Origin of the sequence: Sinobaca qinghaiensis (assembly GCF_003610495.1) — a bacterium.
In the GTDB taxonomy this organism is placed as follows: domain Bacteria; phylum Bacillota; class Bacilli; order Bacillales; family Marinococcaceae; genus Sinobaca; species Sinobaca qinghaiensis.
The window spans coordinates 325,705-341,155 of sequence record NZ_RAPK01000008.1 but is presented as its reverse complement, the minus strand read 5'-3'; the positions used below and the strand labels follow the sequence as shown (position 1 = coordinate 341,155).

The following is a 15,451-nucleotide window of genomic DNA, read 5'->3' as shown; positions in this document are numbered from 1 at the left end:
GAGGGATAATAATGGAATACAGTATTGAAGTGAATAATGTGTCCAAGGTTTTCAGTAATTATGAAGCATTGAAGAACCTTGATTTTAAAGTGGCCACTGGAGAAATTTTTGGTTTTCTCGGTCCCAGTGGAGCCGGGAAAACGACGACGATTAAGATGCTGACGAACCAGCTTAGGCCGACAGATGGAGAAGCCCTGGTATTAGGCCGGTCCATGGCCAGGAACTGGAAAGATGATTTCCAACAGCGGATGGGAGTACTAACTGATAACAGTGCTTTGTACGAAAGACTGAGTGTTTATGAAAATTTGAAGCTATACTGTGATCTTTATGATCTGTCGTACAGCCGTATTGAAGAAGCACTCGAAATGGTAAATCTCGAAGATACAGGTAAAAAGGCGGTTGGTAAGCTTTCAAAAGGCATGACTCAGCGCGCGATGCTCGCCCGTGCTTTTCTACATGCGCCGGAGCTTTTGTTTCTGGATGAACCAACGTCTGCACTTGATCCCACTAACGCAGCACACATTTATAAGAGTCTGCGGGAACTGAACAAAAAAGGAACGACTATCTTTTTGACGACCCATAATATGCACGAAGCGGAAACATTGTGTGACCGGGTCGCCTTTCTCGATCACGGAAAGATACAGCTGCTGGACGCCCCGCAGAAGCTGCGCCGCAGGTTCGCTGATAATACGATGACAATAGAGTTAACAACCGGCAAAAAAATTACGTTAGACAATGTTCCGGAAAATGCCAAAAAAATGTATGCCTATATGGCTGATGAGCAGGTTGCTTCCGTACACACAAACGAACCGACACTGGGAGATATTTTTGTAAAACTAACAGGGAGGGAGCTCGTATGACACTGGCGCTGAGACGAATGTATGCTATTTTTCAAAAAGACATGAAAGACGTATCGAAGAATATGTATATCTCTACTACTGCATTGACCCCTATTATTTTGGCTTTCTTTTACGGACGAATGGATAATATTCAATTAGATATGTATTATCTTATTATTAACTTTACGTTTTCTATAGTAGCTGTCTTTGTCCAGGCCGCGATCATTGCAGAAGAAAAGGAAAAAAATACGCTCCGGGGATTGATGCTCTCGCCGGCTTCCGCTGGAGAGATACTCATTGGGAAAAGTCTATTAACGTTAGCTTTTACGGGTATTACGCTGGCGCTTAGTATTTTCCTTGTCGGCTATGAAATTCCCAATGCTCCTGTGATCATAGCAGCATTATTCCTATCGGGCTTATTTTATACAGCGCTGGGAACGCTGCTGGGTCTGGTGACAAAAACGGTGATGGAAGCCTCTGTTGCTTTATTGCCGGTCATGTTTGTCTTTGGCTTGACTCCCTTAATCGATGCCATTATTAATCAGTATCCGGCCCTCTCCTTTTTAGAATATATGCCTAATATGCAGCTGATTGAGCTGGCTGCTCAGATGGAAGCAGGAGGCGGATTTGCGGAAGCATGGCAGCCCCTTTTAATCATTACAGCATGGTTTGCTGCAGCACTCGCTGCCGCATGGATCGTTTACACTAAAAGAATGACAGACAGCTAATATACAACCGGTGCAGACGAATGGCTGCATCGGTTTTTTTTTGGCTGAATGAAACATTGTTAGCAGCTGGATAATAAGTAAGTAATAAGACAAAACGTTGCTGTATCCCCACCAGAACTCCGCTTGATAGAATAATAAAGAGCGGAGGAGTAGTTATGAAAAATGAAGAAAAATACAAAAAAATAAAAATGGGTGAACGGGGGGCAATGCTCAGCATAGCGGCTTATCTGTTTTTAGCTTCTATTAAGCTGGTGGTAGGGGAATCCGCAAATTCTGAAGCATTAACGGCGGATGGATGGAATAACGTAACCGATATAGCGGCCTCTGCCGCTATTTTAGTTGGTTTAATGATATCCCGAAAACCTGCAGACAGTAATCATCCGTACGGTCATTGGAAATCAGAATCAATTGCGTCACTTCTTGCCTCTTTTATTATGATGGCGGTGGGTATCCAGGTGTTATTCGGCGCGGTCATGTCGGTTTGGTCCGGAGAGTATGTCACGCCGGATTGGGCAGCGGCATCTACCGGGGCTTTTTGTGCTGTCTTTATGTATGGCATTTACCGGTTCAACCGCCGTCTCGGAGAAAAAATAGACAGCCAGGCTGTTAAAGCGGCAGCAAAAGATAATTTATCTGATGTATGGGTCAGCATCGGCGCGGTCATTGGAATCTTAGGAGCCCGTTTTTATCTGCCGTGGCTGGATTCGGTGGCAGCGCTCGCCGTTGGGTTATTAATCTGCAAAACCGCATGGGGAATATTTAGAGAAACGTCCCATTATTTAACGGATGGGTTCAGTGAAGAGGAACTCACCTCCTATAAAAAAGCCGCCTGCCTTGTACCGGAAGTGTCCGGAGTACGCGATATACGTGCAAGAAAATACGGAAACAATACGGTGGTGGACATTGTGCTAAGTGTTCCTCCGGATCTCAGCATTGAAAGTGCCCATGATATTTCCACGCAGGTGGAAGACGTGCTTGTTCAGCGGTTCGACGTATATGATGTCCATGTTCATGTTGAACCTTCCAGGCGGAGCAGGCCGAAATAAAGCCGGATCCAGCCGATAATTTGTCTTCTGTGAGTGCAGCAGTTTTCTTCTTATTGAAGCCGGCCTTTCCTGCCGGTCCGGCAGGGTGGCACGGCTCTTGCAAAAGATAGGTGTGCAATCAATAAGAAGAAAGAGGTGGAAAAATGGAAGAGGGAATATTGTACAAGAAGGAGTATTTTACCCGTCTGGAGGAATTTGCATCGTTAGCACCGGAGGCATTTCGTACGTTTATTGCTTTTGACCAGCAGGTAATGGAAAGCGGCTCGCTCGATCTTAAATTAAAAGAACTTGCTGCTATTGCGGTTGCCCATACGACGGGCTGCCCGTATTGTATTGAACTGCATGTAGGAAATGCCAAAACAGCAGGAGCCTCCAAAGAAGAAATGGGAGAGGCTATTTTGACGGCTGCAGCGCTTAAAGCGGGATCAGCACTGGCTCACGGTGTAAATGCATTAAATGCCTATGATGAAAAAGAAGATGACGTTCTCTATAAAAAAGAATATTTCAACAGGCTTTCGGAATTCTCAAAACTTGTTCCGACGGCTTTTCAATCCTTTGCAGCATTTGATGCCGAAGCGGTAAAGGGGGGAACCCTCTCTGTTAAAGAAAAGGAACTGATTGCCGTTGCCACAGCTCACACAACCGGCTGTCCCTACTGTATAGAAGTGCATACAAAAGCGGCAAAAGCTGCAGGCGCATCGCTGGAGGATACGGCGGAAATTATAATGGTAGCTGCAGCGCTTAAAGCGGGATCAGCGCTGGCCCACGGTGTAAATGCATTAAATGCTTATGATTCGTAAAAGGCTTCCCTTTTAAAGGGAAGTTTTTCCTTATTTTGAATTGAATATTCTGAATTATTTCTTTTTATACAATTGGATGTGTTATATACTAAGCGTAAGAAATAGAAAGAAAGAACATGTGTCCATTCAGTGGCTTTTGTGTGCTCTCACGCTTATAAGTGGATGTAAACGAGAGCATACAGGAGAAAATGTAAGTTTGCTCTAATTGAAAGAAGTGCCGGGAGGCAGTGATTTTTATAGGTTCTTATATACTCCAAAGGCGGATTGGTCTTTCAAAAGGGCATTTGTTACATTGAGATCATAGGAGAGGGGGGAATACGAAAAGCTTGTTTTTTGTTCTGCGGGTAAAAAAATCAGTAGAAAATTCAATAGCAAAGGATGGATCCTTATGACTGAAGCACACACAAATCAGCGTGATCTGCACATTGAGAATAGAGTAATAGAAAAAATAGCAGCTCTTACTTTGAATGAAATTCCAGGCATTCTATCAATGGATGGTGGAGCAGGGAGTAATCTTACGGAGCGGCTGGGCAGAAAAGATCTGACCAAAGGTCTTACCGCAGAGGTAGGCAGAAAGCAGGCAGCCATTGATGTAAGTGTTGTCGTTAAATATGGATCCAGCGTTCCGAAGGTATATGACGAAGCAAAACAAAAAATTAAAGCAAATCTGGCTCAAATGACGGGGCTTGAGCTGGTAGAGTTTACAATGGCTGTTTCAGACATTGATTCTGAAGGAGAAGGCAAGCTCGGTTTTGAAAAAACAGAAACAGAGGAAAATACAGAACAAAGAGTACTTGAATAGAAAGATAAAGGGTGAAAGTTATTCATGAAATCAACAGGCATCATTCGTAAAGTAGATGAATTAGGAAGAGTCGTGCTTCCAAGAGAATTAAGAAGATCACTCGACATTGAACAGAAGGATCCTCTGGAAATTTATGTGGATGGGGATAAGATTATTCTGCAGAAGTACAAAGCGAATCATGCCTGCATTGTGACAGGGGATGTCGATGATGACAACATCTCGCTTGCCAACGGACAAATTGTATTGAGTCCCGAAGGTGCAGAAGAAATTCTTGCAGCGCTTAAAGAGTACACAGGAAAAAATTAAGAAACGTTTATAAACACAAATAGAGGGTTTTCTCTCTCTTCTTCAGGGCAGGAAAGATAGAGGAGAGAGAAGCCCTTATGATTTCAACAGTATCAATGGGTATAATTATTTTATTAGCATCAAATCTGTATTATTTTTTAACGAATAAAACACATAAAAAATGGTTCTGACTCAGCTTTGTTTTATAAGCTGTTTTTTTGTTTTGCTGTCTTCCGCGTACTTTGTAAAAGCGCTCGGAAGTAATGAAAAAGACCCGGAATCTGGATAATGCTGTAGAATGGTTTGATAGAAAGCCTATACTTTAATGTAGAGGCTTTTTTATAAAGGAGGAAATTAGGATGAAATATATTATTATTACCGGAGCTTCCAAAGGTATTGGCCGGGCCGCAGCTCTGCAGTTCGCCAAAAAAGGTACTCATCTGTTTTTATCCGCCCGGTCAAATCTGGAGGATCTGGTTCCGCTGATCGAAGAGAAGGGAGCCTCGGTTTCCGTTTTTCGGGCAGATTTGTCGATAAGCGGGGAAGCAGATAAGATGATGGAAGCCGCAGGACAGGAAATCCGCCGGGACAATCCGGAAGAAGCGGTCCTCATTAACAATGCAGGAATGGTTGAACCGGTTGGTCCTTCCATCTCCTATAGGAGTGAGGATGTATCCAGGCATATGGAACTGAACTTATCTGCTCCCATTGTATGTGCTGCTCACTTTATGAGAAGCCTGGAAGACAATAAAGGATTAAAAACTATTATAAACATTTCATCTGGAGCCGCCCATTCCACTATATTTGGATGGAGTGCCTACAGCAGTTCAAAAGCTGGGCTCGAACAGTTTACAAAAACAGCGGCAATGGAACAGCAGGATACGTCTTATCCCGTTTCCGTGTATGCATTTTCGCCGGGCATTGTTGATACCCCTATGCAGGAATCGATCCGGTCAGTCAGTAAAGACAACTTTCGTGATCTGGAACAATTTAAATCCTACAAAAAAGAAGGCATGCTGCTTCCCCCGGAAAAAGTAGCTGAAGCTCTCGAGCGACTGCTGGAAAGCCCGCCTTCCAACGGCAGCTCGGTATCCGTAAATTCCTATATGTAGCAACTTCCGCTGGGCAGCAGTACCCCAGCGGTTTTTCAGCTGACAAATGAGGAACCAGTACGGGTTTGTACTCTATTTTAAAAAGGGTATATGGAAGAAAAAGCAGAAGGGGGGAAGAAATGCGGGAATATCTATTCAAAGACAGTATATTTCTATCCAATCTTACAACAATTACGGTTGAGAACAGCGAAGGAAAACAGATTGGTTCTATCCAGCAGGAAGACCGGCGCGGATACAAAGATAAAGAAGGATTCACTTATCGTAATGCCGAAGGCAGAAGCTATTATTTAGGAAAAAAACCTTCCCGATTTCCTATATTATCCGCTTCGTATGGATTCACAGGAGAAAAACGTACATATTATTTAAAAAGCAAAACCGGGACGTCGTTTTTGTATTTTCGAATGGAAGGCAAAATTGATAAACGTCTGGTTGTTATAGAAGAAAATTGGAGGGAAGGTCTGGATTTATCAATAAAAGGCCGAAAGCTTGCTTCTTTTTATCCGGGAACTACTTTTTTTAAAGTAACCTATGAAGTGAGTGAAGAAATAGAAGAGAATACGTCCATGTTTGCGCTGATTATTTTAATGTATTTTATGCATAAGATATATCAAAAAGAAAACAAAATGCTGGAGGAGATTTTTCAATAACGAGAGGGTGTGGAGTCACATGAAGCGGTTCTGGGCAGCAGGATTGATAACGGGAGGCAGCTTTCTTCTTGGCGGAGCAGGGTGGTATATGCACAGCTATGCGCTTTCCAGGCAAAATAGAACGATGATAAAACAGGCAGAAGGAAAAGCCTCTGCTGCTGTAGAAGAAATGAATGAACAGTCCCGCCGGGATTATGAATGGGCACTCAGCCTGGTACCGGAATCTCTGCAGATTATCTCCTTTGACGGCCTTCAGCTCAGGGCGTCCTTTCTCCGGGCTGAAAACAAAACCAGCCGGACTGTTATACTGGCCCATGGGTATAGAGCAGAAGTCGGCCTGCGCGATATGGCTTCCCTGGCTAGAATGTACCATGAAGAATTCGGCTTCAACGTGCTCTGTCCAGATAACCGCGCCCACGGAGCCAGCGAGGGAAATATCATTGGGTTTGGATGGACGGATCGAAAAGATTATCTCGGCTGGATAGATCTGATAATAGAAAGAGAGAAACAGGCAGAAATTGTCCTGCATGGTGTTTCAATGGGAGGAGCCGTCGTTCTTTCAGTGAGCGGAGAGTCTCTTCCTGCGCAGGTGAAAGGTATTATTTCAGATTGTGCGTTTACCTCTATGCATGATCAGCTCGCTCATCAGCTTAAACGGTCATTCGGGCTTCCACCATTTCCTTTAATGCCTGCAGCAAGCCTTATTAACAAATGGTATGCCGGCCATTTTTTCAAGGAAGCTTCTGCCTTAAAACAGGTCAAAAAGGCTTCTGTACCTATTTTATATATTCATGGAGGAGAAGATTATTATGTGCCCACATCAATGGTATATAAGCTCCATGAACAAACCAGTGCAGAAAAAAGCCTGTATGTAGCAACAGGAGCCGGACACGGTCAGGCCTTCAGCGAAGACGAGCAGGAATATAAAAAACAGATTGCTTCCTTTTTAAAAAAACAAATGGACGACAAATAAAAGCAGCCTGTTAAAAGGCTGCTTTATCCCATATACTGTATTAAACGGGACGATTTGTCACGTGGTGATCTGTACTATCGTCATCCGAAGATTCATCAGACGAACTGTCGTTTGATGATCCGCTTGATGTATTCTCATTAGAAGAGCTTGTGCCGGAAGCGTTTGTTTCAGATGAGCTGGACGTTGATGCTGAACCATCTCCGCTCAATTCTGTTTTTGCTTCTTTTACTTTTTCTCCTACATCTTTTAATTCCTGTTCTGTGCTTTTGGCAGAAGACATAATATCCTGAGAATCGTCTTTTACTTTTTGAGCCTGTTCGCTAAGCTCTGATCCTCTTTCATCTAATATCTCCTGTAGTTTGGTAACAGCTTCTCTTACGATCGTAACCGTATTCTGAGTGCGGTTTTTAACACGCTCTCTGCTGCCTTCCGGATCCTGCTTGTAATCCTGAACCATTTTATTGCCTGATTCTTTAAGCTTGGATGAACTTGATTTTACTTTTTCCCTTGAAGCTGAATTCGATAGTACAAAAGCTACACCGCTTAATGCACCAATTACAATACCTAAGCCGATTTTGCTTCCAGCTTTTGTGTTTGTTTGTTTTGCCATTGTTAGTCTCCTTTTGAGTAATAGATATTTTAAATACTGATCTCTATTTTATATCTTTACCCTTCCTTTAATAAATGTAATCATCTGATTAAAAAAAATGTGAAAAGAATGGGAGATGTGTCATGAACAGCCAAAAATGGACAGAAAAATTTCCTTTGCTGCGGCGGGTCGCGGCGGCAGAAGAAATAATATGGCTCAATCCTTCTTTTTCTCCCTTTCATTCTGTACATAGGACTTCCATTAGAGAAAGTATAGTAGAAGAATCTGAAAAAAGGTTTCTGCGCTTTAAGCCGTGGATGCAGGAAGTTTTTTCCATCGATGAACCATATCAATCGCCGCTTACTGAAGTAAGGAAACTCCAGCACGTGCTGCAGATTCCCGGACGGCTGTTTATTAAACAGGACAGCGAACTCCCTGTGGCAGGGTCAATTAAAGCGCGTGGAGGTTTTCATGAAGTGTTTGCCTGGGCAGAACAGCTGGCTTTAAAGCATCACCTGCTTACAGGATGGTCGGATGATTACCGCAGATTAAATACACCGGAAGCGAAGGCACTGTTTTCATCTTATACGATAGCAGTAGGATCAACCGGCAATTTAGGCATGAGTATCGGCATAATGGGAACATCATTTGGCTTTCAATCAACGGTTCATATGTCAAATGATGCTAAAAAATGGAAGAAAGACAGATTGAGAAACAGCGGGGCCCGTGTTCTGGAATATACGGGCGATTACAGCAGAGCGGTGGAGGAAGGCAGGCGGCAGTGTTTGAAGGATGAGACCTGCCACTTTGTTGATGATGAACGATCCACGCTGCTTTTTGCAGGTTATACTACAGCAGCTTCCGAGCTGGCAGTGCAGCTGCGGCAGGCAGGTCTGTATCCGGATGAAAACCATCCTTTATTTGTTTATCTGCCCTGCGGTGTAGGAGGTGGTCCGGGCGGGGTGGCCTTTGGTTTAAAGCGTTTATTTGGTAAACACGTTCACTGTTTCTTTGCAGAACCCACCCACTCCCCGGCGATGCTCCTCGGGCTTGTTACAAGAGAACATGAAAAGATATGTGTACAGGATCTGGGGCTGGATAACCAGACGGAAGCGGACGGCCTGGCTGTTGGACGTCCTTCCGCTCTGGCATCTAAAGTGATGGAGCCTTTATTAAGCGGTGCCTATACGATAGAAGACGACAGACTGTATGAGTATCTGGATCTGTTAATGAACACAGAACAGTTTTATTTAGAGCCTTCTGCTCTGGCTGGTATGGCAGGCCCGGAAAAAACAGCCGCATCCGGCTATTTCGAGAAGTACGCTATTGATCCGGGCACCGTTACTCATGTGGTCTGGGGAACCGGGGGCGGCCTGGTGCCGGAAGATATAAGAGCAGAGGATAGAAGAAAAAGGAAAAGCCCAAAGGAGTTCCAAAATGAAGCAGATTGAATCCTATTCGAAACGAAAAGAGGCTTTTCTCCGCAGCCATACAAAAGCTTTGGGGCAGATTATAGGTACCGCTTTAATTATTGGAGCGGTTTCCTTTGCAGTCGTTGATTATTATTTTTCTGATATGCCTTATTCTATACTAATAGGCGGCAGTATTATTGTATTGGCATTGATCGTTTTGTGGGTCACGCAGAGCAGCCTGTCTCCAAAAGTACAGACATATGTCATTTCTTTATTAGCTTTAATCGTTCCTTTATTGAACTTCCGCTATGCAATGGTTGGCGGGCAGACGATTTGGGCACTGATCTTTGTTTTTATTATTTTTTCCCTGTTTTCGCTGTCGAGACTTCCGCTCATTTCCGCAGGCGTCACGGGTTTATTCACTCTTGCCGTGCTTTGGTGGTATCTCCCGGAAGCAACGCTCTATCTGCAGATGTCTGATCACATTGCCCGAATGTCATTAATTATTATTTCCCTTCTGATTGCTTTTTGGATTAACACATTGTCTATCGGTAAAGAGCGTATAATGCTTGCCTACACAGAAGAGATAGAGAATGCTTCTTTAACTGACAGCACCCTCCACATGCCCAACCGACGGGCTTTTGAGCGCAGGCTTGAAGAATGGAAGGAAGAACATCATTTTCAGGTATGGATCATCAATATAGACCGGTTTCATGTTATTAATGAAATTGCAGGTTATCAAATAGGTGATAATGTGCTGTATCAGATAAAACAACGAATAAATGATGTGCTGCCAAAAGAAGCCTATGTTGCAAGAGGACATCAAGATGACTTTCTCGTGTACCTGTCTGAAAAGCTGCATCAAAAGTATGAAGGCCTGGAAGAAAGTCTGCTTCAATCTATTTATGAACCGATTCAATATAAAAATCATCAGTTTAAGCTGAAGGCCAGCGTGGGAATGGCACCGTCAGACCAGGTGGGAACAGATGCAGCATATGTTATGAAAAGCGCTGAATATGCCCTGAGAGAAGCCAAGCACCAGGGGGGCGGTCAGGCCGTGGTATGTACAAAGGAGCTGTCGGAAGAATCACAGTACAGAATGCTCATTACCAATCGAATGACTCCGGAAGCCCTGCAGAAAGAATTCAGCCTGCTGTTTCAGCCGCAGTGCGAAACGGGTTCAGGCAGAATTACGGGCGTAGAGGCATTAATACGCTGGGAAGAGCCGGAAAATGGCTTTGTCTCCCCGGAAACGTTCATACCTATTGCAGAGCAGAACGGATTTATTCATCCACTTGGCGACTGGGTGCTTCGGGAAGCGTGTAAACAGACAGTAGAATGGGCGGCAGACGGACAGATCAAAGTGGCTGTTAATATCTCTCCGCAGCAGCTTACTCATGCCGGCTTTGCAGAAAGTGTTCTCGCTATTTTAAAAGAAACAAATTTCCCACCGGATTCGCTGGAGCTGGAAATTACTGAACATGTCCTGGCGCTTCATATGGAAGAAGCCCGGACACAGCTGCAGATGCTTCGGCTGAATGGAGTCCGCATCGCGATTGATGATTTTGGCACCGGCTATTCGTCTTTATATGTCCTGCAGAGCTTTCCACTCGATAAAATTAAAATTCCGAGAGAATTTATCCAGAACGTTCATATGAATTCAAGAAAACAGCATATTGTTCAGTTCATTATCCGCATGGCCGATGATTTGAAAATGGATGTTCTTGCCGAAGGAATTGAAGTAGAGGAAGAGCTTCGCTTCTTAAAAGAGGCCGGCTGCAGGCAGGCCCAGGGGTATTATCATTACCATCCTCTGAATAAAAATCAATTAAAACAGGAAGTTACCGGGTAAAAAGCAGCAGCAGGCTTGGAGATTAGGGACGTCATTATGATAAACTAGTTGTAAGAAGGAGCCGCAAAGCGGCAGAGAGAGGCCGGATAGCATGGAAGAAAAAAGAAAAGAGCGGAAAATCAAAAGAATTGCAGTATCATCCAAAAGACAGATGAGTATCCCGAAGGAGTTTTTTGAGGCACTGGATATTGAAGAAGAAATAATGATTGAAAATGTCGATAATAAAAAGCTGGTCATTACTCCTTACCGGGAACCATTGGAAGATGTGTCAGAAGAAATACTAGAACAGCTTATCGCAGAAGGCTTTCAGGGAGAACGGCTGATAGAGGAATTTAAATATCGGAAATCTTCCATGCACGTTACGCCAAACGATAAGAAAACGGAATCTGAAGAAGAAGGACCGCTAATGCCCGAACTTTTCCCGGAGGAAACATAAGACTGACTCTGTACTCCTTTTCGAAACGCTTGTTTCGTCAGGGGTATTTATTTTATGTTTTATTGGACGAGAGAAGGCTGACTAAAAAAAGAAATCCCAATCATCCGCGGCAGCGCGGCATTGGAATTTCTTTTAGTTTATTAAATATTAAACGAATTGACTAAATCTTTAAGTTCAGCAGACATGCGGTTGAGCGACTGGGCTGCCGCATTGATTTCCTCCATGGAAGCCAGCTGTTCTTCGGTGGAAGCAGCAACTTCCTGGGAAGAAGCTGCATTTTCCTGGGCAATGGTGGAAATGTCTTCAGCAGAAGCGGTTACGCCGCTGATACGGTCTGTGATTTGCTTGGCTGTCGAAGAGACATCTTCTATTTTCGGGGCAATCTGCTCCATGCTCTGCAGAATTTCCTGAAACTGATTCGATGTTTCCTTTGTTACGACAAGGCCTTGCTCTGCATTAACCGAAACCGCGCCCATCTGCTGGACAGACTGTTCGGTATCCTGCTGAATACTCGTAATCAGCGTGCCGATCTGCTTGGCAGACTCAGAAGACTGTTCTGCGAGCTTTCGAACTTCATCAGCAACAACCGCAAATCCTTTACCCTGTTCGCCGGCTCTTGCTGCCTCTATAGCGGCGTTTAACGCCAGCAGATTTGTCTGGCTGGAAATACCGCTGATCACTTCCAGAATATTTCCTATTTCTTTAGAGCGCTCGGCCAGGGATTGGATAACTGTATTAGAGCTGGTAACGGACTGATGAATAAATTCCATCTGCTCCAGGTTGTGTTTCACATGTTTTTCGCCCTCTTTGGCACGGTCTGAGGCGGCGGAAGTTAGTTCCGACACGAGGGAAGAGCGCTCTGCGATCGTCTGTACGCCAAGGAAAACCTGTTCAATTTCCCCGTTCGTTTGTTCAATTTTCACCGTCTGGTTTTCTGCGCCGCTTGCTACCTGCTCGGTGGCTGAAGCCACTTCTCTTGTAGCTGCAGCGGTTTGATCGGAGCTTGCAAGAAGCTGTTCGGAAGACGAGCTCATCTGGTCAATGGAGTTATTTAATTTCGTAATCACCGTCCGGAGCGAGTCAGCCATTTTATTGAAACTTGTGCCGAGCTGGCCGATTTCATCAGAAGAATTAACTTCCACCGACTCTGTCAAGTCTCCTTCACTGATGCGCTCAGCGCTGTTTGATAAACGACGGAGCGGCTGAATGATGGAACGGATAATGAAAAACACGATGAGAGATCCTAGTAGAATAGAAATACCGATAACGGCAGCCATTTCTTTTAGAATACCGGAAGCTGCATTTGTGACTTCATGTTCATACATGGTGGCGCCGATTTTCCAGCCGGTGGCTTCATTCGTCGTGAAATCCATAACTTTGTCTTCGCCGTCAATTTTGTAACTGAAGATCCCTTCTTCAGCGTCGGTCAGGCCGGCTGAAACATTCTCCTGAAGGGGAGTGCCGGGCTCAGCGTCCGGATTGTAAAGGTAGTTTCCTGTTGTGTCAGTGATAATCATATAGCCTTCTTCACCTATTGTATTACTGTCTGCAAAACTCATAAGAGCTGTCAGGTCATAATCAATACCTGCGACACCCGATCCGTCTTCCAGCATTTTTGCAATGGTAATAGTTAAATTTCCTGTGACGGCATCAACATAGGGTTCGGTGACTACAGCTTTATCAGGAGAGGCAGCGGCAAGGGTATACCAGTCTCTCACAGTTGGATCGTAATCGTCGGGTAGTTCCCCCTCAGGAGCCATCAGCATATCGCCGTCAGCGGACCCGGTATATATGGATAGAACGTCACTGTTCTGCGAAATATAGGCGTTCAGCTTTTCCATTGCGGCGCCGCTTTCTTCGAAATCCTCTCCGCTTATATCAGAGGCAAAAAAAGTGACTTCATTTTTTTTGGAGGCGATTTCCCTCTCCACCTGCTCATCCAGAAGCAAGGCACTTTTATCCATGTTCTCGATTAATTGATTACGTACTTCTTCTTTTGCGGAGGCATAGGACAAAGAACCTATAATAAGACCGGGAACAACTAATATAAGTAAAAAAGACAAAAACAGCTTGTTGCGCAATGATAAGTTTTTCGAGGATTTTTTCCGGGATTTTTTTCTCATTGTATTCTCCTTTAATAGTATGGTATATCCTGTTATATCGGAATATAAAAGAAAATATGAATGAAAATACCAGATAAAAATACAAAAAAAGTAGAGAAGAAGCAAATTAGTTATGATAAAACATATAATGAGACAAAATACCTATATTAGATGGATGAGAGTCCGAACGCAAACAAGAAGGAGGAAAACCATGAGACAGAAAAAAAGTTATTTCCACGAACAACCTCTATTCTATCTGCGTACTTTAAAAGAAGAAGATGCAGCTGATGTGTGGAGCTATTTGTCCAGGCCGGAAGTAGTGAAGCATTATGGGATGGAACCGCTCCGCAGCGTTCAGGAGGCGGTGGAGGAAATTCAGTGGTATCATGATATAGAATCCGATGGAACCGGGTGCCGATTTGGTATTGTGCTGCAAGACCACGAACGGGTAATTGGAAGCTGCGGTTTTCACAATTGGCATCAAAAAAGCGGACGGGCAGAAGTGGCAATGGAACTTCATCCATCATTCTGGGGGCTTCATATCATGACTCATGCAATGCATGTTATATTAGAGTATGGCTTTCGTTCGATGAACCTGGAAGTCGTTACTGCACTTGTAAAAAGGGAAAACCTTTCTTCTCAGCGACTAATGGAAAAGCTGGACTTTCAGCAGGCTTCCTCAGTAAAAGATGGCGTATATACTTACTATGCAGCAAAAAAGGACCGGCAGTTAATAAAAGACGAAGAACGGTGTTTTTCCATCTGGAAACAAAAGCCGAGAGCTTTTATAACGTAAATAAACCTCCAGCGCCTGAAGAACGACAGCAGGAGGAGTCAGAAAACTATTATTTATATAGGGGTTAAAGATCATGAAAAAAGTATACATACATGTTGGATTTCATAAAACAGCCACAACGTTTTTACAGCGCCGCATTTATCCAAAAATGCAGAACGTTACTCATATTAAAAACAAGCATATCAGTGAAACGCTTTACGACATCCGCCTGAAGTCCTTAACAGATGGAAACATCGAGCTGATACGGGAACGTTTTGAAAAATGGGAAGAAGGAAAACCGCTGTTAATCTCATACGAAGGACTGTCCGGCAGTCCTTTTTCGCAGAAGCGGTCCAAACAGCAGAAATCTGTATTACAAGACCTGCGGAGGGTGTTTCCGGCGGATTCCTACGATGTCCGCATCATTGTTGGAATACGGGAGCAGGTAAAGCTGGTTACTTCTTTGTATCTCCAGTATATTCATCAGGGCGGCACCAATAAGCCGGAAAATTATTTTAAAGACATGCAGGAATACGGGGTACTGGATCATTTTTATTACGATCGTTACCTGGAAATGGTAGAAGACATTTTTGGTCAAGGCAGCTATTACTGTATGGTATATGAAACATTTAATGAGGATATCAACAAAGGTCTCAAGGATCTGCTTGCATATATGGGAGAAGAGATGGTCCCTGCTTATTCCAACACCCATGTAAACCGGAGTTTTGGGGCGGCCCAGGCCAAAGTTGGAAGACGCCTGAATTACTTGTTTAAAACAAACCTTAACCCTAATGGAAAAATTCCGATCCGGCGTTTTCCTGTAATAGGCAAGGTTTCTCCAAGACGTGTGCTCCAAAGCAAAACCAGCTTTAAGATTCACTATAAGCGTTACATGCTGCCGGAATCGCTTCATTTAATGCTGAAAGAAAAATATGTAGACAGCAACCGGCGTCTAAAAGAGAAGTATAAGGTAAAGCTGCCGGAAAATTACGCTCCCTCTTCCAGGAAATAATTGGCTGAGAGGTTATGTATTACAATTTAGACTAAATATAG

General features: G+C 43.8%; 16 protein-coding genes. 14 read left to right on the top strand and 2 right to left on the bottom strand.

What is annotated here, in order from left to right; translation table 11 throughout:
- Positions 1-11: 11 nt before the first annotated feature.
- The 9 genes from ATL39_RS09010 to ATL39_RS08970 all read left to right on the top strand — a co-directional run bounded on the left by ATL39_RS09010 (position 12) and on the right by ATL39_RS08970 (position 7,232).
- Entirely contained in the window at positions 12-860 is an 849-nt protein-coding gene (locus ATL39_RS09010) for an ABC transporter ATP-binding protein (RefSeq protein ID WP_120193013.1), read from the top strand.
- On the top strand, positions 857-1,567 hold the full coding sequence (locus ATL39_RS09005; protein ID WP_120193012.1) for an ABC transporter permease: 711 nt from the start codon (positions 857-859) through the stop codon (positions 1,565-1,567). Before ATL39_RS09010 ends, ATL39_RS09005 begins: the two co-directional genes overlap by 4 nt.
- A gap of 155 nt (positions 1,568-1,722) precedes the next feature.
- Complete coding sequence (locus ATL39_RS09000; RefSeq protein ID WP_120193011.1) at positions 1,723-2,613, top strand: cation diffusion facilitator family transporter; 891 nt, start codon at positions 1,723-1,725, stop codon at positions 2,611-2,613.
- Between the two features lie 143 nt (positions 2,614-2,756).
- Positions 2,757-3,413: a carboxymuconolactone decarboxylase family protein gene (locus ATL39_RS08995; protein ID WP_120193010.1), complete on the top strand. Its 657-nt coding sequence runs from the start codon at positions 2,757-2,759 to the stop codon at positions 3,411-3,413.
- Between the two features lie 388 nt (positions 3,414-3,801).
- A complete protein-coding gene (locus ATL39_RS08990) occupies positions 3,802-4,215 on the top strand; it encodes an Asp23/Gls24 family envelope stress response protein (RefSeq protein WP_120193009.1) in 414 nt (137 codons plus the stop codon).
- Positions 4,216-4,239: 24 nt separating this feature from the next.
- Complete coding sequence (locus tag ATL39_RS08985; protein ID WP_120193008.1) at positions 4,240-4,521, top strand: AbrB/MazE/SpoVT family DNA-binding domain-containing protein; 282 nt, start codon at positions 4,240-4,242, stop codon at positions 4,519-4,521.
- A gap of 338 nt (positions 4,522-4,859) precedes the next feature.
- Positions 4,860-5,612, top strand: coding sequence for a (S)-benzoin forming benzil reductase (locus ATL39_RS08980; protein ID WP_120193007.1), 753 nt, complete (start codon positions 4,860-4,862; stop codon positions 5,610-5,612).
- Between the two features lie 119 nt (positions 5,613-5,731).
- Entirely contained in the window at positions 5,732-6,259 is a 528-nt protein-coding gene (locus ATL39_RS08975) for a hypothetical protein (protein ID WP_120193006.1), read from the top strand.
- A gap of 19 nt (positions 6,260-6,278) precedes the next feature.
- A complete protein-coding gene (locus ATL39_RS08970) occupies positions 6,279-7,232 on the top strand; it encodes an alpha/beta hydrolase (protein ID WP_120193005.1) in 954 nt (317 codons plus the stop codon).
- Between the two features lie 40 nt (positions 7,233-7,272).
- Here the strand turns inward: ATL39_RS08970 and ATL39_RS08965 are convergent, their stop codons facing one another.
- A complete protein-coding gene (locus ATL39_RS08965; protein WP_120193004.1) occupies positions 7,273-7,842 on the bottom strand; it encodes a hypothetical protein in 570 nt (189 codons plus the stop codon).
- 122 nt (positions 7,843-7,964) lie between these two features.
- Between ATL39_RS08965 and ATL39_RS08960 the strand changes: the two genes are divergently transcribed.
- From ATL39_RS08960 to ATL39_RS08950, 3 genes are all read left to right on the top strand, one after another.
- Positions 7,965-9,272, top strand: coding sequence for a D-serine ammonia-lyase (locus ATL39_RS08960; protein WP_120193003.1), 1,308 nt, complete (start codon positions 7,965-7,967; stop codon positions 9,270-9,272).
- Positions 9,259-11,085, top strand: a complete 1,827-nt coding sequence (locus ATL39_RS08955) for a putative bifunctional diguanylate cyclase/phosphodiesterase (RefSeq protein ID WP_120193002.1) — start codon at positions 9,259-9,261, stop codon at positions 11,083-11,085. The genes ATL39_RS08960 and ATL39_RS08955 overlap by 14 nt, the downstream gene beginning before the upstream one ends.
- A gap of 91 nt (positions 11,086-11,176) precedes the next feature.
- Positions 11,177-11,521 (top strand): AbrB/MazE/SpoVT family DNA-binding domain-containing protein, encoded by a 345-nt coding sequence (locus ATL39_RS08950; protein WP_120193001.1) that lies wholly within the window; start codon positions 11,177-11,179, stop codon positions 11,519-11,521.
- A gap of 140 nt (positions 11,522-11,661) precedes the next feature.
- Here ATL39_RS08950 and ATL39_RS08945 read toward each other — a convergent pair whose 3' ends face one another.
- Positions 11,662-13,644, bottom strand: a complete 1,983-nt coding sequence (locus tag ATL39_RS08945) for a methyl-accepting chemotaxis protein (protein ID WP_120193000.1) — start codon at positions 13,642-13,644, stop codon at positions 11,662-11,664.
- 190 nt (positions 13,645-13,834) lie between these two features.
- On the opposite strand from ATL39_RS08945, the gene ATL39_RS08940 reads away from it, so the two are divergent.
- Positions 13,835-14,419, top strand: a complete 585-nt coding sequence (locus tag ATL39_RS08940) for a GNAT family N-acetyltransferase (protein WP_170146883.1) — start codon at positions 13,835-13,837, stop codon at positions 14,417-14,419.
- Positions 14,420-14,492: 73 nt separating this feature from the next.
- Positions 14,493-15,410 (top strand): hypothetical protein, encoded by a 918-nt coding sequence (locus tag ATL39_RS08935; RefSeq protein WP_120192998.1) that lies wholly within the window; start codon positions 14,493-14,495, stop codon positions 15,408-15,410.
- The last annotated feature ends 41 nt before the right edge of the window (positions 15,411-15,451 follow it).